Raw genomic sequence first — 24,636 nt, 5'->3', positions numbered from 1 at the left:
TTCTTTGGTGATATTTGTATTTTGAACCCTGAAGCATATGAAGGATCAATCTATGCCCAGGGAGGTATCATGGTTGATGAAGTTGCCGTAATGAGAGTGATAGTTAAAAGAAATAACGTGGAAGTACCGAATTCACCTTTTGACAACATTTCTATTTATGGCACTGGCCAGGTTCTTTGCGTACAATACCCCGATTACCTGAGAATGGCAGATGTCTTCACCTTTGAACTTCAGGTTTGGGTTCCTACCACAACACCTGGTGTTTTTGATTGGCAGACTTACGCAACCTATACCACGAATGATGGCACTCCATTGACTCAAATAGGAGCTCAGGGAATAGTTGATTTCGCAATTGGAACATGCTCTCCTATGTCTACAAATATTTATTCATGGCTAGATCCACCTCAGGGACCCGGACAAGGTGGAATCGTAGATTGGGATGCGTTCAATGATTGCGTAGGGCCGGCTTCCGGCAGCGCTCCAAACACAACGATTTTCAGTGGGTACCTCGGAGGAGGTGGCGGTTTTGAAACCCCCTCAGGCCTCTTAAAAGATTTTGCAACCGGAAATAACACTACAGTTACTGTAACAATGGCAGCAGTTAACGTTTCGGGAAGCCTGGGTTCTATGCCTGATGCTGGTACTGATGCACATACAACCTTTAATGGAATACTTAATCTTAATGAGAGCGCATCATATAATAGCTCATCATTCGATTGGTCTTACAAAGCAACCTTTACAGGTTTAGATCCTTCAAAAATTTACGAATTTACAGCAACGGTTAACAGAAACGGTATCACTTACGCCGGAACTGGTGCAGGTTCAAGGTGGAGCAGGTTTACGATTGCTGGTGCTGACAGCTATACGAATGCCAGCAGTTCAGGATCAGGTGTTATTGCTGTCAGCCAGGCTGTGATTAAAATTAATGGAGGCTTTAATACCACAGAAGGCAATGTTGTGAAATGGACCGGAATCCAAAGCGGTGCAGATGGAACATTCGAAGTTATCTCAGAGAATGTCGGAGCAGAAGGTCCTGGAGATCCAAAAAAATCATACGGGATGCAAGGATTTAAGTTAACCCAGCTTACACCCTAATCGGATAAATTCAACAGAAAACTACAGGGAATGGGTGCGCTCATTCCCTGTCATAAGCTACCAGGTGCATGACTCATTAATCTTAACTGTAGTTGTTCAAAAATGAATCTTCTCAAGGCTTTGAATAAACATTATTTGCACTTCCCGGTTATTTATCTAAGCAAACTATAAGCAACACTTCCGGCTCTATGAGAATGAAAATATCAGCAGTAATTGTTATCCTGGCTTTCCTGATGGCAAGTTGCCAAAAGGATGAGGTCAGGAAAACTATTATTAAACAGGATGTTTCATTTAGCTTTGATCTTGTTGATCCAACGGGACTTAAGGATGACGACCCCTGGAATTTTGACTGTCCGGTAGATATTGATGGGAACCTGCTTATACCAACAGTCGCGGAAATTGAGGTGAAGGATAGCAATGATGATTTTATTACATTTTATCCCTTGGTATTTACGCTAAATGGCAAACTCTACACACAATCAATTAAGCTGGACGCCGGAACCTACGTACTTACCAAAGTACTGCTACTTGATGGCCCCGGGGGCAGTATCATTATGGCTGCACCTGTAACGGGAGGCCTTTTTGCTCAATATGTGTCAAATCCATTGGCATTTGAATTCGAAGTAAGTGCATTTACGAAAGCCCAGCTTGAAACAGAAGTTTTGTGTTACAGCAGTGAGAAGATTGGAGAATTTGGGTTCTTATGGTTCGGAGTTACCGAAATCGTGGTAAGACAGTTCTGCTTCTTCGGCGATATCTGTGCCAATGGCGGAGTTCAATACCAGGACGAAACAGCCTACGGAGGAAACTTTGGAGGAAATGGTTCGCCTTGGTGGTACTATTATGATTTGAATGGTCCCACCATACAGAATATCTTTGCAGGAGAGCAACCAACCGATGGAACTGTTACTTATGAGAACAACCAGATAATCATTGACCTGGGTTCAAGTATTTTGCAGGATGATGACGAGGCAGTAAAAATTAAAGGCATAAATATTCTACCTTCAGTTCCTCTACCGCTTGGACAGTACCCCTATAAAGGAACATATTTGATCTGGGATGTGGCGCCATTTCCGTATTATATAATCCACATTGACCTCTCGGTTCCTTTACCGCCACCCATTGGTGCACCTTATGGGCCGCAGGATTTCGCTGGTTCGGACTATGAAGATTTAACAGGTGGGTTACAACCAGACATGCCTGCTATTTTCAAGATCCATGTTTACCGGACGTTCAATGGCGAAACCACCGAGATGCCCCACTCTCCATTTACTAACCTTGGCAATGAGAACCAGGCACTTTGTGTACACTACCCCGACAGGATAAGAATTCCCGGCGAGCAATTTACTTTTGAGCTCTTTATTCTTGTCCCTGATGATAATGGCGGTTTTGAATACCAATACTATAACACCTTTACTTCTACCGATGGAGGTCCGCTGAGTACCGATCCAGGTTCAGACAAAGTTGTAAAATTTGTTCTGGGAAACTGTGTTTCTCCTTCAACAGATCTGCAACTCAATTGGTAGGTAACTTCAGCATGTAGAAACCTGCGAAATTCTTTTACAAATCATTCAGTTAGCTTTTACTGGCTTTAATGTGTGGCATTAAGCAAGTTATTTTTATGAGAACATTAATATTATTCATAGTGCTGATCGCAATAAGCACAGCCTGCAGCAAACAACCATCTGTTGATGTTGTTGGGCGCTGGCAGATCGGGCAGCAATTAACCGCCATATATTCAGGCTCCGACAAAACCGAAGAGCAAATCATTGAACTGGAAGATGCTTATATGCAGTTCAATCAGGATGGCCTGGGTTCGATATCATACCAGCAAGAAGAAATGATCTTTAGCTATGTGGTTTCAGATGATGAAATAGTGTTATCAACTGAGTTTTGCAAGCGTTCAAGCTGGATCATTATTGAAGCAACTGGTGAGAACCTTATTATTGAGCACAGCAATCCTTCAATGGTAACTGTAAGATATATGAAAAAGCTAAACTAGAATTTGTGGAGATAGTGGGGGAAATCAAACCAACATCGGAGGCTGTCTCAAAACCACTGAATTCACTGTTTTTTGTCATTCTTCTCCGCCGCGGCGGATCAGGATGACAAGATTCAACCTTTTGAGACAGCCTCTTTTTATTTTCTTAAAATACAAGCCCCAGGTTCACCCTATAAAAACGCCTGGAATTCTGATCGAACCATGCATTCATTGAAGCATCAAAATGGCGGAACACCCGAATGCCAATCCCAACATCCAGGCCATAAGTTACGGCGCGCTCCAACAATTCAGTTTCTACACTTGCCGGGCCACCCGAAAACCCTGGTTTAAGCTCAAGCTTGTAAGCATAATCGTAATTGAAATAGCCTGCACCCACTTTTCCATAAATGCCATGCCTTGAAAAGAAATCGGTTCCTGCAATAAAGGATGGGTTCACCATAATTACAGAAGCATTGCCCGATAAATCATGTTTCTCAAAAATCGCCATAGCATTGGCCATACTATAGCTGGCCGACAAATCAAGAGCAAGGTTTTTCGTGATTGCATAAAAAACTCCCACTCCGGCTCCAAAGCCGTTATAAGTACAATAACGGGTTTCCGGGTCTGACGCATGCAGGTCAATATAAACACCCGATCCGTATAGTTTCCAGAATAATTTTTTCCTCTCCGGCTTTTCTGCTTCAATGATGGGTTCAGGCTTTACCAGGTCGGATGTATCGGCTACAGGTTCATCAACTTCTTCAGAAATCTCAACTGGTAAAGGTTCTTTAGTGATAGGTTCAGAAATATCGCCTGGATCTTGTACCGGTATTTCAGCGTCATCGTAATCAATCATTTCTGTTTCCTGCGGTTTCTCAGGCAGTTCGTCAGTAACTTGTTTTGGATCAACCGAAAAGATCACAAATTCATTGTAATCGGTAATAATCCAGGCATCGTGATAAAAACTGCTGATGAATTCCAATTTTTCGCTTGCCTGCCTGAAACTACTAAAATTCCCCACTGCCATTTTATAATAGTTATCCTGATCCAAAATAAAAACAGCCATGTCGAGCTGATCAGCCACGACATTGCACAGCATTTTCACACTGTCAATTTTGACCCGATCCAGGGCTTTAATCTGAATGCGGTAACTGGTGTTAAGTTGTGCAGGAATTTCAGGAGCAACAAGGCAAAAGGCGAAGAAGAATAACATTACCATATGCAAACCCGGCTTCATAATGATGAAGAGCGATGGGAACGTTATCTTGTATTCTCTTTTTCTGTTCATTCGCCTATTTTGTTTACCTGACAAATATACATCAACTTAGCAGAGGTTTTGCCAAATGGTGAATTAACAAAGCAAAGCTCATTTTGATTTCAACAAAAACACCAATCTCCTAAGTTGATAATCACTTTCCTTGGCAAGTTTTGTGGTATTCTGAAACAGATCATAGCATGAAAACCGAGAAGAAAGCAAGCGATTTAATAGAATATTTTTATAGTCAACTTTGCGCTTTCTGGCAAAACCCATACGAATTCTTCCCAAAACCACTACGAATAATAAATGGTTAAAAAAATGAACATGAATAATTTGGATACAGGGGCTCAATGAACTACTTTTGTAACTGGAACGGTTGATTTTGTTCTTTAAGTTACTACGGGTCTATATGGAATCCGAGTTTCTTTTTTTCTACTTGTTACAGGTTTTGCAAGTCAGTTAATGATTTGTGTTTGCTTGAATTGGTGCCTGTAACAGTTGCAACGAAATCCCATTCCTCTTCTGATGCTGGTGTTTCCGGCGAAAGCCGGAAACACTGGTTTTTAAGATGTAAAGTAGGATTCTTATTTAAGCAGGATTAATAATATGACTACTACTACTTTCAGGGCTTTACCTACAGAAGACTATTAAAGGGCTCGAACAATGAAAAGCCGGGATCATCTACATTCTCACAACGAATTACCAGGAATGCTTGATTTGATAATTCCCGCTGCTTTTGATGAGATATCTGAAATTGTTAGTGTCAAGTCACCTGACCATACCATTCTCTTTTATAATCGCGCCGGATACAAAATGCTTGGACTGGAACCCGAAGATGTTATCGGCCGCAAATGTTATGAAATCATAGGTTGCCCAACATTTTGCAGTAACTGCGCAGGGGCAAGAGTAGTAATTACCAAAAAATCCGACAGGGCGGAATCGTATTTTGAAAGTATTGGAAAATGGTTTGAAATAAATGCTATGCCAGTGTGCAACAAAGAAGGCAAAGTCATCTTCGTTTTGGAGATACTACGCGACATTACAAACCTGAAAAAACTTGAGGAACAAATTGCAAAGTATGAAGCACAGGAGGTACCTACAAGTAGGCAGTAACATTAATTGACAAGCTTTTGCCCGGGAAAGACCCATCGAATAAACATTTTTACATCGCGGATTGATGTTTGCAGAACCTTTATAACAACCAACAGTATCGGGAAACGCAGTAAAATAGCACCCTAAACAAAATTATAAATTAACAGGCTTTTAACAAATCACTTGCTTTCGGTGTTTATATTTCCATATTTTTGCAAACTATGTGCTCAATCCTTTATTAATGGAGTAATTACGTGCATTAATAAAAAGATTAAAACTAAGAAAGGCGGACTTTATGAACAAAATTTTAAATTACACCGGTTTACTACTTGTTTGTATGCTCTTATCAGGAAATATCCTGGCACAGTACCCTCCACCGCCTCCGGGAGGAGTAAACTCATTTACAATCAAATTGTTTCTTCAAGGCTTCTACATTGGCAATGAAACAATGAGGCAAGTGCATGAAGTAAAAGATGGAGGACTTATTGCTCCCCGCTGGGATTCTCCTATTGCAGAGCGTTTTACCCTTGAGTTGCACACACCGGGCCAATATGGTCAGATTGGATCAACCTATGAAGTTGCTGGTATAAACCTGCTTGAAAATGGAACTGCAGTTGTGAATCTTCCTAACGAGGGAGTATATTACCTTACTATCCGAACCCGTAATCATTTGGAAACAGTTTCTGCCGTTGCAGTTGATTTGTCCAATACAAATTCATACGACTTCACTACTACCGCAAGCCAGGCATATGGTAGCAACCAGGTACAGTTAGAGTCTGGAGTTTTTGGCATTTATGCAGGGGATGTGAACCAGGATGGGGTAGTTGATGGATCAGATGCGGCATTAATTTACAATCAACTTAGGATCGCAGCAATTGGATATATTTCCACTGACATTGACGGCAATGGTGTTGTTGATGGGAGCGATAATTCTATTGCTTATAATAACCTAAGAGTTGCAGTTTCAAAAATTGTTCCAAATTAATTACCAGAGCGTTACAAAGACAATATTATTACCATTCAATCAATACCAACGCATATGAAAAAAATCATACTAAAAAGATGTTTATTAACCTTGGGCTTTATAACCACTATGCTGACAGCTACTGCTCAAAACTGGCAACCTGCACCTACTTATGAGGCAAGACTTGAAAATTTTGAACAAATTAATTCACGGGAATTTCAGTTTGACCTCATGTTGTATCGTACTGGACCCAACAATTTTTTCTATTCACAAATGCAGGCCTTTATCATCATCAACCCTTTAATTAAGGGTACATCTCCAACCGATCCAACAGTTGCTGTCGTTTCCGGTTCCAGTCAATTGGGTGGAGGTAAGGCACCTGGTAATAGTGACTTTGAATATTATTTACAAGGTGGATTCGAGGGAATCAGAATGATTAATCCAGCCAATATCGCGGGTAGCGTGGATGCTGAAATTTTACCTACAGGAACAAGGGTTGCAAGGGTTAGATTTCTTCGATTACCATCCACTGAAACTTTTCCTGAAGTTGAACCAAATCTGACATGGAGTTTTGATCTTACTCTTCAAACCAAAGTTTTTTACAACGAGTGCGAATTCGATGAGGATATCGAAGATTGGAACTTTGGAGGTTCCTATGAAATCACCAATCAAAATAGCCATTTTATTGATTTCTCTGACTTGAATAGCCGCCCCTTATCAAGGAGCGTATTGACAACGGCAGGTAACTGGGGTACTGCCGGAAATTGGCACAATTCAGCTACTCCTAATACAGGTAATAATGTGTTATTAAAAGCAGATGGAATTGCTAATGGGAATTATGCTTTAAATAATTTATGGATCGAGACAAATAGATCACTTACTATCAACCCAAGTGCTCAACTAACTGTGAACGGTCAATTATTCAAGGACAATCCAGCATTAGATGCTCTTACTTTGCAATCAGATGCCACAGGCACCGCATCACTCATTCACAATACTACCGGCATAATAGCAACCATTGAACGATACATCGCCGCTGCCGACTGGGGTGTTAATGGTGATGGCTGGCACTTGATTTCAGCACCGGTTTCAGGCCAGGTCATTGGCGGCGACTGGACCCCGGATGGATTAAGCAACAACAATTATGATTTCTATGGCTGGGATGAACCAGTGCAACTCTGGCTCAATCAGAAAGTTGGAGCAAATAATATCTTCTCCTTTCTTTCCGGAGAAGGATACCTGGTAGCCTATCAGGAAGCGGGAACCAAGACCTTTACTGGCCCCGTTAATGCTGAGAACGTGGCCAATATTCCTATAACCAGTTCGGGTACTCCCGATAATGACAATCATTACGGCTGGAACCTGGTAGGCAATCCATTTGCCAGCGCACTTCTATGGGGAGGTGAGGCCTGGGGAGACGTAGCTGGAGTAGCTAAAATATGGAGCGAATCTGGTCAAGGCTATGTTGATATTGAACCAAGTGATCCGATTCCCTCTGCCAACGGAGTCTTTGTTTTTGCAACTCAGGAAAGTGGTATAGTGAGTATGCTGGCAATTAACAGGGTACATAATACTACACCCTGGTATAAATCAGATGATGAACGCATACTTCTTGTTGCCGGCGATGCACAAGGCTTAACTGCACAGCGCAGTGTTGTAAAGTTCAACCCCGAAGCGACTCAGGGTTTCGATATTTCGTTTGATGCCTATTTTATGTCGGGCTACGCTCCTATGTTTTACTCTGTTGCTGATGAGAAAAGATTCTCAACGAACACACTTCCAGAAATGAGCGGTGGCATGAGCATTCCTTTCGGGTTCCATAAAAATGCCCATACTGATTTCATTATTGAAATGCAGGAAACCATCAGTGATGTTATTGTCAACCTCACCGACCTGAAATTGAACCACACACAAAATCTGAGCGAACAACCCGTATATACCTTCACTTCCGCCAGCGAGGATGATGCTAACCGCTTCCTGCTGAGCTTTACAACGGTCGGAAATAAAGAAATCCCTGTAACCAACCTCCTCCAGGCTTATACTTACGGCAATTTGCTTTACGTGCTTAGCCCGGCTGAAATGGCAGTGGTGGAGTTATACAATACACAGGGCCAGTTGATTCTGAGCCAGGAATCCAGACAAGGTTTAAACAATATTCCATTATCGGTTCCCAGCGGTTCATACATTGTCAGAATGATTTCGGCAGGCGAAACTGCCACAAGAAAAGTGGTAATCAATTAAAATATTCAACATATAATTTTACAGAGATGAAAATACTATTCAAAGTTTTATTGCTTCCTGCATTCTTGCTGATGTTTCAGCTTGCATTAAACGCGCAAAGCTCTCCTCCCCCGCCCCCGGGTCATGGAGATCCCGGTAACCAACCACCAGGCGGAGGTGCACCAATTGGTGCCGGAGCAGGATTCCTCTTGCTAATGGCTGCCGGCTACGGAGGCAAAAAAGTGTATGATGCACGCAAAAAACTGGCTGAATAGATAGGCTGTGTGCTATGCATTCTGAACCAATACCTGGCAATTATTTCTTCGAAACCTACAGGCAGATACGCATTTAATATTGGATCTGAAAACTTAGGCGGCATATCCCTGATGAGGAATGCCGCTTTTTTGTTTTTATAAAATACATATTGGGATTTTTATGATCAAACAACCCCTTGAAAGCAAAATCGTATATCTGAGGCGTTAAAAATGAAATTGACTCCGGAATGCATTTTCGCTACCTTTGTGAAGTGTAAATTAAACCAAATAGGTATTTCGCCGGTTTTAAAATAATTGACCGAAAAAAATTGAATATCATGAAACAAATTACGCATTCAATCAAGACAGTAGCATTGGTTTTCAGCCTTTTCCTGGCAAGTCTGGCAGTTGCACAAACTGCTGTTCTCTCTCTGGATAGTGTTACATCATGTCCCGGTTCTGATATAACGATCACCCTGCATGTTGAAGATTTCCTGAATGTAGGAGCCATCACCCTATATGTTGGGTATGATACTGCTGTGTTGGAGTATGATGGCCATGGCAATTTGGATCCACAATTTATGGGTCTGATCAGCAACCCGGTAACGGTTCCGACCACACAGGTCAACATTGTCTGGAGTAGTACTACTGCCGGAAATATAAGCAATGGAACACTTCTGGAACTCTACTTTATTTACAAAGGCGGCAGTTCTGATCTGACATTTAACCCTAACTGCGATCTTACGAGTGTGAACCTGTTGCCAATCCCATTCACAACCCAGGATGGTTCGGCAATTATGGGCCCACATATTACAGCCAATCCTGAAAATACAGTTGTTACGGCAGGCAACAACGCTACATTCTCAGTTGTAGCCACTGGTGCAAGCACTTATCAGTGGCAGGAATTTGATGGAGCGGGATGGTATGACCTCCAAAATGGTGCAGGCTACCAGAATGTAAACGGATCGGAGCTTACCGTTGTACAGGCTCCCGTTGAACTCGACGGTTATTGGTATCGTTGTTTTCTCGCTGATAGCGATACCTGTGTAGCCATGTCAGATTCAGCAATGCTCACAGTTTTGCCTGAGCTCACGGCTATGCTTGCGCTCCCAAGTGTTGGTTCATGTCCTGACGAAACAGTTGCAGTTCCTGTTCAGGGTTTCGCACTGGAAGATGTTATTGAGTTCGGGATATTCATTTCCTATAACCCTTCAGTTGCAAGTTTTACAGGCCTTGCCAACGTGAACCCTGTGATCGAAGGCGCTACTGCATCGGTTCAAACCGTGCCGGTTCCGCATTTGCAGATATCCTGGTCTGCTGCCCTTGGTGTAAGCATTCCTGATGGTTTACTGTTCGAGCTCGTTTTTGATTTCAACCAGGGAACAACTCCTCTTATATTTATGGCACAGTCGTTTGTTTTGAGTGCAGATCAAATCCAGTACATACTTTCTACAATCAACGGGCAAATCAGCACTTTTGCGGTTCCCGCCATCAATTCCCACCCTTCAAATCTTACAATTTATTCAGGATCGGATGCAAATTTCACAGTGGTAGCCAGCGGTGCAGAGCAGTATCAGTGGTACGAAAGCCAGGATAATGGAACGTCGTGGGATATACTCCAAAACCAGGGTTTATATTCAGGCGTGGAAACACCTGCACTCACATTAACTTCCGTGCCGTTAGCCTATGACGAATTCCAGTACAAATGCCTTGTTTCGAGCTTGCATTGCGATATATACAGCAACGCGGCATTGCTTAACGTTGACACGTTAACATCAGTGAACGACTTTAAAAAACCTGAAAGCAAAAATTTTAACCTCATCACCTATCAGTTGGAAGGTCAGAACCTGAAGCTGACTTATAATTTACCAAGTTCAGGAATTTTGAACATCAGGTTATACGATTTAACAGGCAAAATGATACAACTGGAAGAATTCGCATTCAAGCGGGCAGGGAAAGAAATGATCTCTCTTGGATTGAAAGGAGAAGAAAAAACCGGGTTAATTCTTATGCAAAGTCAGTTGCAGACTGCGAACGGCGAGATTTACATCACAACCAATAAAATCCTGCGATTCAGATAGCATCGAAGATTTTGTGCAGAAAAAGCAATCCTGGCAAGTAGCTTCAGTCATTAAAATGCTGAAACTGCTTGCCAGGATTTTTATCGGGTCTTAAAATAATTTTTCAATCATGTCAACAACGCGGGCAGAATAACCCCATTCGTTATCGTACCATGAAAGTACTTTTATTGTCTTCCCATTTACCATGGTGCTTGAAGCATCAAAAATGGAAGAGTGCGGATTGTGCACAATATCAATAGAAACAATTTCGTCTTCGGTATATTCGAGTATGCCTTTCATTGGGCCTTCAGCGGCTTCTTTCATAGCAGCGTTGATGGCTTCCTTGGTGGTTTCAACTTTCAGGTTAACAACCAGGTCAACCAGCGAACCGGTTGGGGTCGGAATGCGTACGGCCAGCCCATCCAACTTGCCGTCAAGTTCTGGTATTACCAGCCCGATAGCTTTAGCAGCGCCGGTGGTTGTTGGTATTTGCGATAAAGCAGCCGAACGGGCACGACGCAGGTCTGTATGCGGGCCATCAAGGATAACCTGATCGTTGGTGTAGGCATGGATTGTGGTCATAAAACCATTTTCAATACCAAATTTATCGTTGAGCACCTTGGCAATAGGAGCAAGGCAATTGGTAGTACATGATGCATTTGAAATGCACTCATCGCTATCTTTTAAATCGCTGTCATTTACACCCAACACGATGGTAGCATCAATCTTGTCTTTTGAAGGAACACAAAGGATCACTTTTTTAGCGCCATTCTTAAGGTGATCACCATAGCCGCCCTTGCTGCCTTCTTTTGAACGGAAAACGCCGGTGCCTTCAATTACAACATCTGGTGTAGTGCTCCAGGGAATGTTGATCGGATTTTTTTCAGCAAAAACAGGGACTTTTTTACCATTGATGATGATATTGCTATCGTCAAATTCAACGGTGCCATTGAATTTGCCCTGGGTAGAGTCGTACTTGAGTAGATGAGCCAATACCTTGGTGCTGGTCAGGTCGTTAATACCGACAACTTCCATGTTTGATCTCTCATACGCCAGCTTCAAAACATTGCGTCCTATTCGGCCAAAGCCGTTAATGCCAATTTTAATCTTTGTCATAGTCTTTTCTTTTAAATGAGGGTGCAAATTTAGTAAAATTGTGGCAAGGTGGCATATGGATGAACGTTCAGGATTTTTTTGTGATGCGGTGATGCAGTGGTGTATGGTTAATTAGCTTACTAGTTAATTGGTCAATTGGTCAATTGGTGGAGTAATGGAGTAATGAATTTATTAATTCAAAATTCAAGATTTGAGATTCGAAAATCTAAAAAAGACAGCTGGAACGAAATTGAAATTTTAGACTTTGGGCTTTGGATTTTGGGCTTTGGGCTTTGGATTTTGTGGTCTGACCCCCTATTGGTCTGACCCCCTATAAACTGGACTAAATTAAACGGTACTTACAAAGTTAGTAGAATAAGACATAATTTTGTTTTTACCCCAAGAGTATTCAGATGAGGAGGCCACGGGTTTATGACTTGTGGTCTCTTCTCTGAAGAAATAAATTACCTTTTTCTTTTCAATTTTAGCATCAATACGACCTTCTTTCCAGAGATTTATGAAAGTGGAAGGTGTTTTGTAGAGTATTGGTTCCATGATTCTTATGTTATTATATACATCAAAGAATTTATGGAATACGTTTATAGCATGGTTCAAATCATCGAAGCAGTATTTGTTGCAGACGAGTTTTGTGAGTGTAGCATGAAATGATTCGATATGCCCATTTTGTTGAGGCGTTGCAGGCTGGATATACTCGTTGGTGATATCTGCCTCTTTGAGGTGCTGGCGGAAAAGAGCGGCAATAAATTGTGAACCGTTGTCAGTTCTTATGCTGACTTTGGTGTGTTTTGGGTCAATGTTCCAAGGTATAAGCCATTTTTGCAAGAGTTGGTCAACCAGATTAATCACCCGGGAGGCTTTCATATCGAGATCGATACTCCAAACAAGGGCTGCGCGTGAAAATACGTCGAATATGGTGATGAGATAAGCGTTTTTGCGTAAACCATGGATAAACACATATTTGATATCAATTTCCATCACCTGAAACGGCGCAGTGCAGAGTGAAACAAAATCACTCACGTAGTTTTTCTTGATCACTGCTTTTCTTCTCTTTAACAATAAATGATTGATTTTCATCAGTCTGTAGATCTTTTTCTTATTCACATGATAGCCCTTTTCTGCCAGTGCCCTGGTAGTTCTGGCATAACCATAGTCTATAAAATCTACACCCAAGATGTCATTCATTTCATTTACAAGTTGCTCATTGCTGACAAGCTCACCATTTTTCAAAGTATGAGTACTGGGTTCTTTCCCTTTTCGCACTCCTTTTGAACGATAGTAATACGAGCTTCTGGGTATTTCGGCCATTGCCAACGCTTTGCTTGTGCGCATGCCCAAACCTACCATTTTGCAGACTACTTCTTTGCGATCTTCCATTGTTCCATCTTTTTTTTTAGAAGTTCGGCCTGCATTTTAATCTCCAGATCTTTCTCGGCCATGAGCTCCTTTAGCATTCTGTTCTCTTTCTCAAGTTTACGCACAATAGCATCATGATTTTGTGAACGCCTGTCTTCCAAACCATTGATGCCGTGTGCTTGATACCTTTCAAGCCAGGTGTAATAGGTTGAAGGATCAATGGAATATCTGCGGCAACCAGCTACAACCCCAAGCTTTTGTATCTCTTGTAAAAGCTTCTCCTTCTCTTCTTTTGTCCTGCGTTTCAAAGCAAATTTGTCTTTTATTTCAGCCATAAAATTAAGATTTAATTGAACAATATGTGTCCAAGCTCATAGGGGGCTGAAACATTTGAAATTAAGTTGGAGTAATGGAGTAGTTGAATGTTGTGTCACAATTTGCAAAGATCGAGTCCCCCTCTTTGAAAAGGGGGTTAGGGGGATTGACTTGCAGATTCTGTGATGAAAGGGATCCAAGCCCCGAGGTACGAGGGGATTGAAGCCCTGATGCTTGTGATACAGTTTGAAGTGTTGCCCGCCCGAACATGCCGCTTCGGTACGGGCGGGGAGTGATGGGGTGGTGCGAAAAAGTTTGCGAACAGCGAGGTGAGGCATTGTCAGACAGTCGGGTCCGCTTTCGGGTCGAATAGCTATCTTTGAAGAAAAATAAAGTTTCTGAAATGACTGAAAAGTTTTACTCAAAAGCACTGGAAGCCAACCTGGCCGAAACAAGATATAAGGATATTGTGATCCCCGCCAACCTACAATCCTTCATTGATTTGTCGAAGGATTACTATGGGATCAATAAACGGGCGCAGGAATGTATCATTGAATACCTTCATCCATTCAGCAACAGGTTATTTGTGGTTGAACAGCTGCGAGAAATCCTGATTTCCGATTTCTGGTTCTATGCCGGCTTACCGGAGGCTGTTAAGGCTTTGTCCGAACCGGTTATGTTGTATAATATTCTTTTGGAAACATGTAAAAAAGAAGACCTCAGCGAGCAGATTGTTAAAACATTGCTTGAACTTATGAGTCAGATCATTAAGGAGAAAAAAACGGAACTTTACCCTGTTATTCATCAATGTCTTGAAGTGCTTGAGAACAATCTTGGATCAAACACCACTGCTTACATAAAAAGCTCAAAGTTCTTTTTCAAATATCTTGGTAAAGTGGTTGAAGCGCCTGAGTTTACTGGCAAAATCGTGAACCTGGTTAAAATGGTTTTACTCCATAATCTCGAATACTGGGAACAAAGCACGGCCATTGAGCAATGGTATGAAGAACGAAAGGAATTTCTCAGCAACGATTTCAGAAACATCTTCAAACAAGCCGGTAAGCCGTGGTTCGAAATGGTTAATGAAAAAATAAATGCAGCAAATGATTGGGATGCATTAACTGACGAAATCCCAACCTTCGATGATATTGCCGGGCGACTTGCTTCGCTTTCAAAAGAACTGCCGAGCTTCATTGACAAGTTTTTCTACACCTTCTATTTACTTCATCTTCCGGGCATGTTGAGCATGAAAGACCGCCTGATCTGGAGCATAAACAAGGTGCTCCGCAGCGCCATTGATGAACTTGGAAATGATGAATTATTTGCTTTTACCGACCGTATTTTTGCTTTATGCGAAGAGTTGCGCACCGAGCACATGTCGGCGGTACTGGATTGTATTTTAACCCTGGGCAGAAAAATTGTTGACAAGGATGAAACAGAAGACAAACAGTTTGTAAACTATTTTGAGAAGAAACTCATTGATTTTGGGTTCGAAACGCCGGGAATCGTATTTGTAAACAAGGACTGGCAAATCAACGTCAATGCGAACCACATCAAAAACATAAGGGTGTGGCTGGAACTGATAGAATATTCGCAGACAGGAATGGAGAAACTGCTTTCGGCCCTGATTGTGAACCTCAGGCTGGGAGGCATTTTCATTAGCGACACGGACCTGTTTCAGCGGGAAATCACTAAAATCCTGAACTCGAACATTGCACCCTATTACAAAAAGGTAAAGCAATTAACCCGCATTTTTCCGGTCTACTTTCATGAAATAGGCGCTGAAGGTGAGATCAGGAATGTGACCACCAACATGGACGAAGTGAACGGACGGCAGGACCGCCTGGTGCATTTCTTGCGGAAACAAGTGCATACCGAAAGCAATAACACCCTCATTGAGCTAACGCGCCGCATCTTTAAGTTCTGGCACGATGGCAACAAAGATGCGCTGCAGCCTTTCGTCCCCGAAGATGTTTTTGAATCCATTGACCTGGAGAGCGAGTATTTCACAGTCGTGCACAGTCTCGTGAACCAATTGCTTGAAATCTCCGGAATTACCTTCGATCAATTACTGGATCTCAACAACGACCGCTTCGAACGTTTGCTCAAAAAATTACCGTCCGAAAACGAAAATGATCTGCACCGGCTCACCTGCATCCATGCGTTGTATGCGTTGCTGAAGGAGAAATATTCATTTGAAACTGTTGATATCTTAACCATTCTCCGCCGCTATGCATTTATCGAGCCCACCGAAATTAGCCGGTTCGAAAAAGCGATGCACAAAGATGATTTTGATGTTGCCCTAAAACTGATTTACCAGTTTATGGAGCGCCTGAAAAAGATAATTTTTAACCCTGAACCAAGTCAGAGCTGGGAAAACATCTACCACAAGCGGCATATCGCCATAGGAATCCCGTCCATGTACGGAACTTACCGCGAACCCAAATTTGAAGCCCTGGGGCTTACTTTCAGGCTCGAAAAAATTGCCACCCGGCTGATGGAGAAGATCATTGCAAGGATAAACCTCGATTATGTTTCGGCCAAAACGCTGAACCGTCTTTACAATGTGTTGGAATATTTTAAGGAAGGGCTGGAACTTGACGGCATTTATAACCAGGGTTTCAACTCCAACCTGAGCATGTTCCGTTACTCGCTCACCTCACGCAGTTTTTCGCTTCATCAATACATTAATATTTTCCAGTTCATTGCCGATAACGTTAAGGTAACTATTGATAAATATTTCCTGCGATCCTATGAGTATCCGATAAAAGTGGTTATTCCGCAACTTTACGCCCGCGATATCAAAGGAACTGAAAAAGAAAGATCGCAACTTATCAACCGCAAATCCGAAGAGTTTTTCCGCGACATCATCAGCGCCGCTTTTTTAGTGCAACCCCTCGACAACCTGGTTTCGCGCATATTAAATTCCCTGAGGAACATGGTTGATAAAAATCCGGCAGAGCTGATCAACGATGTTATGTCGTACAACTCCGACCTCGTAATCAGCCCCATTTATGAAGAAACACTGCACGTTGATAACCAGATTTTTCTTGGGTCAAAAGCCTTTTTCCTGAAAAAGCTATACCTGGCAGGATTTCCGGTACCGCCAGGTTTCATACTTACTACAGAAGTTTTCCGTCGCCGTTTTGCGATTTCGAACCATAGCGAAATACGTAAGGAGATTGATTCACTCATCATGCTTTACCTGCGCAGGCTTGAGCGGATTACCGGAAAGCAATTCGGGGATCCCAAAAATCCATTATTACTTTCTGTTCGCTCAGGGACTGCTATATCTATGCCCGGGGCTATGGATACTTTCCTGAATGTCGGTATGAACGATCATTTGGTTGAAGGGCTGAGTAAGCAAAGCAATTTTGCCTGGACATCCTGGGACTGCTACCGCCGTTTTCTTCAAAGCTGGGGAATGGCTCATGGTGTTCACCGCGATGTTTTTGACAGCATTATGCGCGATTACAAGCAACGCTACAGCATTGACCTGAAAATGTACTTTTCGCCGGATCACATGAAACAGATTGCGAAGTCATACCTTCAGGCAATTCAGGATCACAAGGTGCATTTCGAGCAAGATCTATACAAGCAGTTAAACTATACCATAAATTGTGTATTTGATTCGTGGAGTTCAGAGCGAGCCAAAGTTTACCGCGAGCATATGCAGATTGCTGATGAATGGGGCACAGCCGTTATCGTACAAAAAATGATACTCGGAAATCTGAACTATAACTCTGGCACCGGGGTTGTGTTCACACAGAACCCTTTGCGGGAGCGGCCCGGCGTTCATTTGTATGGCGATTTCACACTCTGCAGCCAGGGTGAAGACATTGTCGGTGGATTGGTGACCCCGCTGCCCGTTGGCGAAACCCAGCGTAAGCAACTCGGAATTGAAGGAAGTTCCTTACAGATCACACATCCTGAGATTTACAGAAAAATTCATCAAATTGCTACCGAGATGACTGAGAACCTGGGGTATAGTCCGCAGGAAATTGAATTTACCTTTGAATCGGAAGCAGCCGAAGACCTGTTTATCCTTCAAACCCGTGACCAGGATTTACACCAGCCAACGAGAATTGATGTATTCAGCAGTTCCCCGGATCAAATGAAACTTCTTGGCCGTGGAATTGGCATTGGGGGTGGAGCAATGAACGGGATTGTGGCAATAGATATGGATGATATGAACCGGCTCATTAAGGCAAATCCCGGTGAGCGGATTATCTTACTCCGGCCTGATACTGTGCCCGACGATATCGGGATGATATTTGAATGCAATGGCCTGCTGACGGCTAAAGGCGGCGCTACTTCACATGCTGCAGTAACCGCAGTCAGGCTCGGAAAAACCTGTGTGGTAAATTGTACTGATCTGGTTGTTAACGATGTAAAGAAAGAATGCACGATCAATGGAATCATTCTGAAACCCGGTGACAAAATTGCTATTGACGGGCACCTGGGAAATATTTTCCTGGGACATTACCTGGTTGAGACCACCGAGATCAAAGCCACATTGTAAAGTGTAAGATACTACCTGACGGGATTTTGATTACTTTTGCACCCACAAATTGATTTCGGATTTGCGATTGCCGATTTACGATTTGTGCCTTTTGAATATTGAATCTGGAATATTGAATTTTGAATTACCTGAATGAAGCATATTCGTAATTTTTGCATTATTGCCCATATTGATCACGGCAAGAGCACCCTTGCCGACCGTTTATTGCAAATAACAGGAACCGTTTCGGGCAAAGAGCTGCTTGAACAAACCCTCGACAATATGGATCTTGAGCGTGAGCGTGGGATCACCATCAAGAGCCATGCTATACAAATGGATTACGAACAAGATGGACAGAAATATGTTTTGAACCTGATTGATACTCCCGGCCATGTTGACTTTTCCTATGAAGTTTCCCGTTCAATCGCTGCTTGCGAAGGCGCCCTGCTCATCGTTGATGCCAGCCAGGGCATACAGGCACAAACCATCTCAGTTTTGTATCAGGCTATTGAACATGATCTGACTATTATCCCGGTAATGAATAAAATGGATATGGATAGCGCCATGCCCGATGAAGTGGAAGACCAGATCATTGACCTAATTGGCTGCGACAAGGAAGATATCATACGTGCCAGCGGCAAAACAGGCCTTGGCATCGAAGAAATCCTTGAAGCTATCATTGCCCGTGTTCCCCATCCAAAAGGCGATCCCGATGCACCTCTGCAAGCTTTGATCTTTGACTCAATATTTAACCAGTATCGTGGGATCATCGCCTATTTCCGTATCATGAACGGAACCTTGAAGCATTTGGACCATGTCAAATTCTTTTCGACCGGCCACGATTACCAGGCCGATGAGATAGGAATACTGCGTTTGGATCGCCAGCCACGAAAAGTACTTTATACAGGCGATGTGGGTTATATCATTTCAGGCATCAAGAGTTCCGCTGAGGTGAAAGTGGGCGATACGATTACGCATGTTGAAAACGCTTGCGATCAACCAATTGAGGGCTTCAAGCTTGTAAAACCTATGGTATTTGCGGGTATCTACCCGGTGGATGCTGATGATTATGAGGAATTGCGCAATTCCATTGGAAAGCTGCAGTTGAACGATGCTTCACTGAGTTTCGAACCTGAATCATCCCTTGCGCTTGGATTTGGCTTCCGGTGTGGGTTTCTTGGATTGCTGCACATGGAAATCATCCAGGAACGCCTCGACCGTGAGTTTGATATGGATGTGATCACAACGGTTCCCAACGTTTCGTACAAGGTTTACGGCACTAAGAAAGATTTAATTGAGGTTCACAACCCGAGTGGTTTGCCCGCGGTTAACTTTATTGACTACATTGAAGAACCTTACATTACTGCCCAGGTGATTTCAAAATCGGAGTTCATCGGGGCCATTATGAAGCTTTGTATTGACAAGCGCGGAACCCTGAAAAACCAGGTTTACCTCACGAGCGACCGGGTAGAAGTAACATTCGAACTTCCCCTGGCAGAAATTGTATTTGATTTCTATGATAAACTGAAAAGCATCTCCAAAGGCTATGCTTCCTTTGATTACCATATCTCTGGCTATCGCAGGGCTGACCTGGTGAGACTGGACATACTTTTAAACGGTGAAATGGTTGATGCCCTTTCAACCCTCATCCATCGTGACAATGCCTATAATTTTGGACGTCGTATGTGCGAAAAGCTGAAGGAATTGATTCCGCGCCAGCAATTCGATATTGCCATACAAGGCGCCATCGGCGCCAAGATAATTTCCCGGGAAACGGTCAAAGCCTTGCGCAAAGATGTTACAGCCAAATGCTACGGAGGCGATATCACCCGTAAGCGAAAACTGCTTGAAAAACAGAAAAAAGGCAAAAAACGCATGCGGCAGGTAGGAAATGTTGAAGTACCGCAAACAGCCTTTTTAGCAGTTCTGAAGCTGGATTGAGAAAAGGTATTTACGATTGACGATTGGAGCCAATCAATCCCCCTAACCCCCTTCTCCAAGGGGGACGAGCTCTTCACAAATTGTGACACAACATTCCACGACTCCACCACTGCATTACTCCATCACTCCATTACTCCAACACTCCACCACCGCATTACTGCATCACTGTATCACTGCATCACAACAAAACCGCATCACAAACTTCCTCCCTCATGTAACTTTCCTTTCACATTTCCGTCGTACATTTGTTTTTGGGAAGATAAATTTGTTTCGATGACGGCAGCAGAATACAATCTGTGTGTGGACAATCATGCCGATGGGGTGTACCGCTTCATAGTCAAGAATATTGGCGATGAGGAACAGGCACGCGACGTGGTACAGGAATCATTTACCCGATTGTGGGAAAAGCACAAAGATGTGAGCAACGAAAAAGCCAAATCATATCTTTTTACAACAGCGTACCATACAATGATTGACACCATCAGGAAAGAAAAAAGACAAACCCGGCTGGAAAATTATCATACCAATGAAATGATTGTTGAGTCGCCAAGCATAGACTTGAAAGAAGTGTTGAACCAGGCCGTGGAAAAGCTTCCCGAAATACAGAAATCGGTGATTATGCTGAGGGATTATGAAGGATACAACTATGCAGAAATTGGTGAAGTTACAGGACTTAATGAGTCGCAGGTGAAAGTGTATATTTACCGGGCTAGGGTGTTTTTAAAGAGTTATATCGGCAGTTTGCAAAATGTAATATGAACCATGACAGCCATCAATAAAAATAATTACGAAGTATTTTTTCTCGATCATATTGAGGGAAAGCTCAATGCAGCTCAAACTGCTGAATTGATGCTTTTTCTTGATGCGCATCCGCAATTGAAGGAGGAAATTGAAGGGCTGGAAATTGTACCGTTGGAGCCTGATATGCATCTTAGTTTCAACGCTAAAGAAATGCTCCGGAAACCTGTTTTAGCGGCTGTTGGCAAGATAAACGAACAAAACTACGAAGAGTATTTCGTGGCTGATATTGAAGGCGATTTAACAAAATTGGAAAACAAAGACGTTGCTGATTTTCTTGTTGCGAACCCTATGCTGCAAAAGGAATATGACCTCTTTTTACAATGCCGTCTGCAACCCGAACCCACTGTAGTTTTCAGAAATAAAGAAGCTTTAAAGAAATCGCTGGTGATTCCTTTGCTCACACGGCAATGGTATTATGGCATTGCTGTTGCTGCCTCACTGGCAATATTGTTTGGTTTATCCTTCCTTTTTGAACCCGGAAAAACAGAATTAGAAGAAATTGCAAGAGTTGAAGAAGTTGTTACTGCGGAATCAAATCCGCAACCTCAGGATGCAACAACTACAACTGAAATGATTGATGAGAATGGGCTGGAACAAGCCACAAGGCCTTCGCGCGGTTCTGACAGAAAAGAAACTGAAACAAAGATTCAAAAAACCAGAGAGTTCATAAATATGAATTACCTGGCATCACTTCCCGGCCCTGCCAGGATTGGAGAATCTCGCCTGCCCAAGCTTTCATCAGATCAGCGTAAATATTTTTCGCGTTATTACAATGATATCGCCATGGCGCAAAATATTCGCTACGGCGAATTGCTGGATGAAGAACCCAGTGCAGAAAAGTTGCTTGCCCAGGGAACATCATTGGTGAAGGAAATATTTCAACCAGGCGAAGAACAAATCCAGATTCTGCCTTCACAGATTAACCTTTGGCAGGTTGCTGATGTTGGCATCAACGGTTTTGCTCGTATTACAGGCGCAGATTTAGAGTTCAGAAAGAAAGAGAACGATGAAGGCAAGGTTGTTTCTTTTGCGTTCGAAAGCCAATCCATGCAGATAAACAGGAACTTACGTAGAAACAGATAGCGTATTTCATACTCCTGTAACAAAAACCTGCTACTTCCCGTCATACCTGCATTACGATCACTAAAAATTCAGAGACCATGAAAACACTATCAAAACAAACTGTAACAACGTGCTTACTGCTGGCAGCGTTAATGCTTTCGTTCACTGTAAGTGCACAACGAAACGTAAAGGGAAACAAAGATGTAACAACAATCGAATACATTGTTGATGATTTTTCAGCCATTGATGTAGGCGCTGCATTTAAAGTTACCCTCACCGAAGCAGATGACCCTATGGTTATTATAGAAACAGATGCCAATCTGCACGATCAGATCTCATTGCGTGTAAAGGAAGGCAAACTGTATATCGGTTCGAAAGGGATGACCAACCCCACTAAACTAGATGTACATATTTATTACACTGAACTGGTATCAGTATCTGTAGGTGGAGCGGCTTCACTTGAAGGTTCTGACCCTATCGAAACCACTGAGTTTGTATTGGATGTATCCGGAGCGGCCAAAGCCAATCTTGCTTTGGATGTTGAACAACTTATAACAAATATCTCAGGCGCTTCGAAAGTAACCCTCGCAGGCACCGCCGACACACACATCACTGAAGTTAGTGGCGCAGCAAGCCTTCAGGCTGTCAGTTTGCTTACTGAAACTACCAGGGCCCGTGTAAGTGGCGCCGGCAAAGCAAAAATCACCGCAACTGATAAAATTGACTCAGATGTAAGCGGGGCAGGACGGTTGGAATATTACGACGGCGCATCAATGGTGAGCGTTGGAAAAGAGGGGCAGTTCAGTATTGAAATAGATGAAGACATTCATGCGGATTCACTTGGTTACATTGACGTAATTTCCTCTGATGGCAGCGATTCGGTTCGCATTAAGGTAGGAAACGTTGAAATTGAAGTGTATGATGGTGAAAATACCAGGGTAAAGGTTGGCTCAGGTCAACTTGAAGTAGATGAATCAGGAAAGGTTCAGATTCAGAAGACAAAGAAAAAAGAGCGATTCAACGGTCACTGGGCAGGATTTAACCTCGGAATAAACGGATACATGACCCCTGACAACAAGCTGGAAGTACCCCAGGAGTATGCTTTTCTCGACCTGCGCTATGAGAAATCCATCAATGTACACCTCAACCTGTTTGAGCAAAATTTTAACCTGATCGGCAATAAACTAGGCCTGGTTACCGGACTTGGTTTTGAATGGAACAATTACAGGTTTGATGACAAGGTGAAGCTCGATCATACGGCTGATGTTATTGCTGAGATTGAAAATCCAGACAAGGATTACACCAAGAGCAAACTGAATGTCAGATATCTGAATATCCCGCTGATCCTTGAATTCCAGACAAACCCCAAAAGCAACCTGAACAGTTTCCACATCGGGGCTGGCGTTGTTGGAGGACTCAGGGTAGGTTCGCACTCTAAAAACGTGTATGAAACCAATAAAAAACAGAAAGAAAAAGAACGCGACGATTTTCATCTGAACCCATTTAAAGCCGACGCAACCGTAAGAATTGGCTGGGGAAAACTGAGCCTTTACGGAAATTATTCATTGCTGACTTTATTCCGCGAAAACAAAGGGCCTGAATTATATCCCTTTTCCGCCGGTATCACCTTGCTATCGTTTTAAGAACGAAGCAATTTTATCTCCCGGGCTGCCTGATACAGGCGGCCTTTTTTATTTTCGGGAGAAAAGGAATTTTGTAATTTTACCGCTCAATTTTTAATACCATCGTAATATGTCAGGACACAGTAAATGGTCAACCATTAAGAGGAAGAAGGGAGCGATAGATGCAAAGCGCTCAAAGATCTTTTCAAAGATCATCAAGGATATTAATATTTCTGTTAAAGAAAGTGGCCCTGACCCCGAAAACAACCCGCGGCTAAGGCTGGCCATAGCAAATGCCAAAGGAGCGAACATGCCCAAAGACAATGTGGCCAGGGCAATCAATAAAGCTGCTGATAAGGATGCGGCACACTTTACCGAAACCACTTATGAAGGCTACGCACCCAACGGTATTGCCGTTTACGTGGAATGTACTACCGATAATGTACAACGTACCGTTGCAAACGTAAGATCATACTTCAACAAATTTGGCGGAAGCCTGGGAACCAATGGTTCGCTCAGCTTTCTGTTCGACCGCAAAGGCGTGTTCACAGTTGCTATGGGCGATATCAACCAGGATGAATTTGAAATGGCTTTGATTGAAGCAGGCGCTGAAGATATTGAACTGGAGGAAGAATTCTTCACCATCACCACAGCGATGGAAGATTTTGGGTCAATGATGAAAAAGCTTGAAGAACTCGGAATAGAACCTGAAAGCGCTTCATTGCAACGCGTACCCAAAGAAACCACAAAACTTGATATTGACTCGGCACGTAAAGTGATGAAGCTCATTGATCTGTTCGAAGACGATGATGATGTGCAGGACGTATATCACAACCTCGAAATCAGCGAAGAGTTGATGGAGGAGATGTAGGGGGGGAAAGGCTAAGGCTGAGGCTTAGACGAGCGAAGGTGGAGGCTGAGGTATTGCAATTTCGGAGTTGTAGGCTATGATAACACAAACCCATACAGTTGATTATGTATAACATAAAGTGTATTTGCGT

Annotated in this window: 18 protein-coding genes; 14 read left to right on the top strand and 4 right to left on the bottom strand. The window is 42.8% G+C overall.

Going from position 1 to position 24,636, the window contains the following annotated elements:
* The 3 genes from IH597_13440 to IH597_13430 form a co-directional block, all read left to right on the top strand.
* A partial coding sequence (locus tag IH597_13440) for a hypothetical protein (protein ID MBE0663458.1) occupies positions 1-1,095 on the top strand: 1,095 nt, incomplete at its 5' end.
* Between the two features lie 188 nt (positions 1,096-1,283).
* Positions 1,284-2,621 carry a hypothetical protein gene (locus tag IH597_13435; GenBank protein MBE0663457.1) on the top strand — a complete coding sequence of 446 codons (1,338 nt, stop codon included), beginning with the start codon at positions 1,284-1,286 and terminating at the stop codon, positions 2,619-2,621.
* Between the two features lie 95 nt (positions 2,622-2,716).
* Entirely contained in the window at positions 2,717-3,097 is a 381-nt protein-coding gene (locus IH597_13430; GenBank protein ID MBE0663456.1) for a hypothetical protein, read from the top strand.
* Between the two features lie 145 nt (positions 3,098-3,242).
* Here IH597_13430 and IH597_13425 read toward each other — a convergent pair whose 3' ends face one another.
* Positions 3,243-4,364, bottom strand: coding sequence for a hypothetical protein (locus IH597_13425; GenBank protein MBE0663455.1), 1,122 nt, complete (start codon positions 4,362-4,364; stop codon positions 3,243-3,245).
* 633 nt (positions 4,365-4,997) lie between these two features.
* Here IH597_13425 and IH597_13420 point away from each other — a divergent pair.
* The 5 genes from IH597_13420 (at position 4,998) to IH597_13400 (ending at position 10,945) form a co-directional block, all read left to right on the top strand.
* Positions 4,998-5,447 carry a PAS domain-containing protein gene (locus IH597_13420; protein MBE0663454.1) on the top strand — a complete coding sequence of 150 codons (450 nt, stop codon included), beginning with the start codon at positions 4,998-5,000 and terminating at the stop codon, positions 5,445-5,447.
* Positions 5,448-5,721: 274 nt separating this feature from the next.
* Positions 5,722-6,411 (top strand): hypothetical protein, encoded by a 690-nt coding sequence (locus tag IH597_13415; GenBank protein MBE0663453.1) that lies wholly within the window; start codon positions 5,722-5,724, stop codon positions 6,409-6,411.
* Positions 6,412-6,465: 54 nt separating this feature from the next.
* A complete protein-coding gene (locus IH597_13410; GenBank protein MBE0663452.1) occupies positions 6,466-8,631 on the top strand; it encodes a T9SS type A sorting domain-containing protein in 2,166 nt (721 codons plus the stop codon).
* Positions 8,632-8,657: 26 nt separating this feature from the next.
* On the top strand, positions 8,658-8,885 hold the full coding sequence (locus IH597_13405; protein ID MBE0663451.1) for a hypothetical protein: 228 nt from the start codon (positions 8,658-8,660) through the stop codon (positions 8,883-8,885).
* 317 nt (positions 8,886-9,202) lie between these two features.
* Positions 9,203-10,945, top strand: coding sequence for a hypothetical protein (locus IH597_13400; GenBank protein MBE0663450.1), 1,743 nt, complete (start codon positions 9,203-9,205; stop codon positions 10,943-10,945).
* 90 nt (positions 10,946-11,035) lie between these two features.
* On the opposite strand, the gene gap is transcribed toward IH597_13400, so the two are convergent.
* The 3 genes from gap to IH597_13385 all read right to left on the bottom strand — a co-directional run bounded on the left by gap (position 11,036) and on the right by IH597_13385 (position 13,728).
* Positions 11,036-12,031, bottom strand: a complete 996-nt coding sequence (gap, locus tag IH597_13395) for a type I glyceraldehyde-3-phosphate dehydrogenase (protein ID MBE0663449.1) — start codon at positions 12,029-12,031, stop codon at positions 11,036-11,038.
* 336 nt (positions 12,032-12,367) lie between these two features.
* Positions 12,368-13,414 (bottom strand): DDE-type integrase/transposase/recombinase, encoded by a 1,047-nt coding sequence (locus IH597_13390; protein ID MBE0663448.1) that lies wholly within the window; start codon positions 13,412-13,414, stop codon positions 12,368-12,370.
* The gene (locus IH597_13385) at positions 13,393-13,728 is read right to left on the bottom strand and encodes a helix-turn-helix domain-containing protein (GenBank protein ID MBE0663447.1); all 336 of its coding nucleotides are present in this window, start codon (positions 13,726-13,728) and stop codon (positions 13,393-13,395) included. Before IH597_13385 ends, IH597_13390 begins: the two co-directional genes overlap by 22 nt.
* Before the next feature lie 383 nt (positions 13,729-14,111).
* Here IH597_13385 and IH597_13380 point away from each other — a divergent pair, with 383 nt between their 5' ends.
* From IH597_13380 to IH597_13355, 6 genes are all read left to right on the top strand, one after another.
* Positions 14,112-18,230 (top strand): hypothetical protein, encoded by a 4,119-nt coding sequence (locus IH597_13380; GenBank protein MBE0663446.1) that lies wholly within the window; start codon positions 14,112-14,114, stop codon positions 18,228-18,230.
* Between the two features lie 132 nt (positions 18,231-18,362).
* Positions 18,363-20,150 carry an elongation factor 4 gene (lepA, locus tag IH597_13375; GenBank protein ID MBE0663445.1) on the top strand — a complete coding sequence of 596 codons (1,788 nt, stop codon included), beginning with the start codon at positions 18,363-18,365 and terminating at the stop codon, positions 20,148-20,150.
* A 273-nt stretch (positions 20,151-20,423) separates the two neighbouring features.
* Positions 20,424-20,909 (top strand): RNA polymerase sigma factor, encoded by a 486-nt coding sequence (locus tag IH597_13370; protein MBE0663444.1) that lies wholly within the window; start codon positions 20,424-20,426, stop codon positions 20,907-20,909.
* A 3-nt stretch (positions 20,910-20,912) separates the two neighbouring features.
* Positions 20,913-22,034 (top strand): hypothetical protein, encoded by a 1,122-nt coding sequence (locus IH597_13365; GenBank protein MBE0663443.1) that lies wholly within the window; start codon positions 20,913-20,915, stop codon positions 22,032-22,034.
* 77 nt (positions 22,035-22,111) lie between these two features.
* Complete coding sequence (locus IH597_13360) at positions 22,112-23,656, top strand: DUF2807 domain-containing protein (GenBank protein ID MBE0663442.1); 1,545 nt, start codon at positions 22,112-22,114, stop codon at positions 23,654-23,656.
* A gap of 109 nt (positions 23,657-23,765) precedes the next feature.
* Entirely contained in the window at positions 23,766-24,506 is a 741-nt protein-coding gene (locus tag IH597_13355; protein MBE0663441.1) for a YebC/PmpR family DNA-binding transcriptional regulator, read from the top strand.
* Positions 24,507-24,636: the final 130 nt, after the last annotated feature.

Source organism: Bacteroidales bacterium (genome assembly GCA_014860575.1).
Lineage (GTDB): Bacteria > Bacteroidota > Bacteroidia > Bacteroidales > JAAYJT01 > JAAYJT01.
Note: the sequence above shows the minus strand (reverse complement) of the source record. Positions and strands in the feature narration are given on the sequence as shown.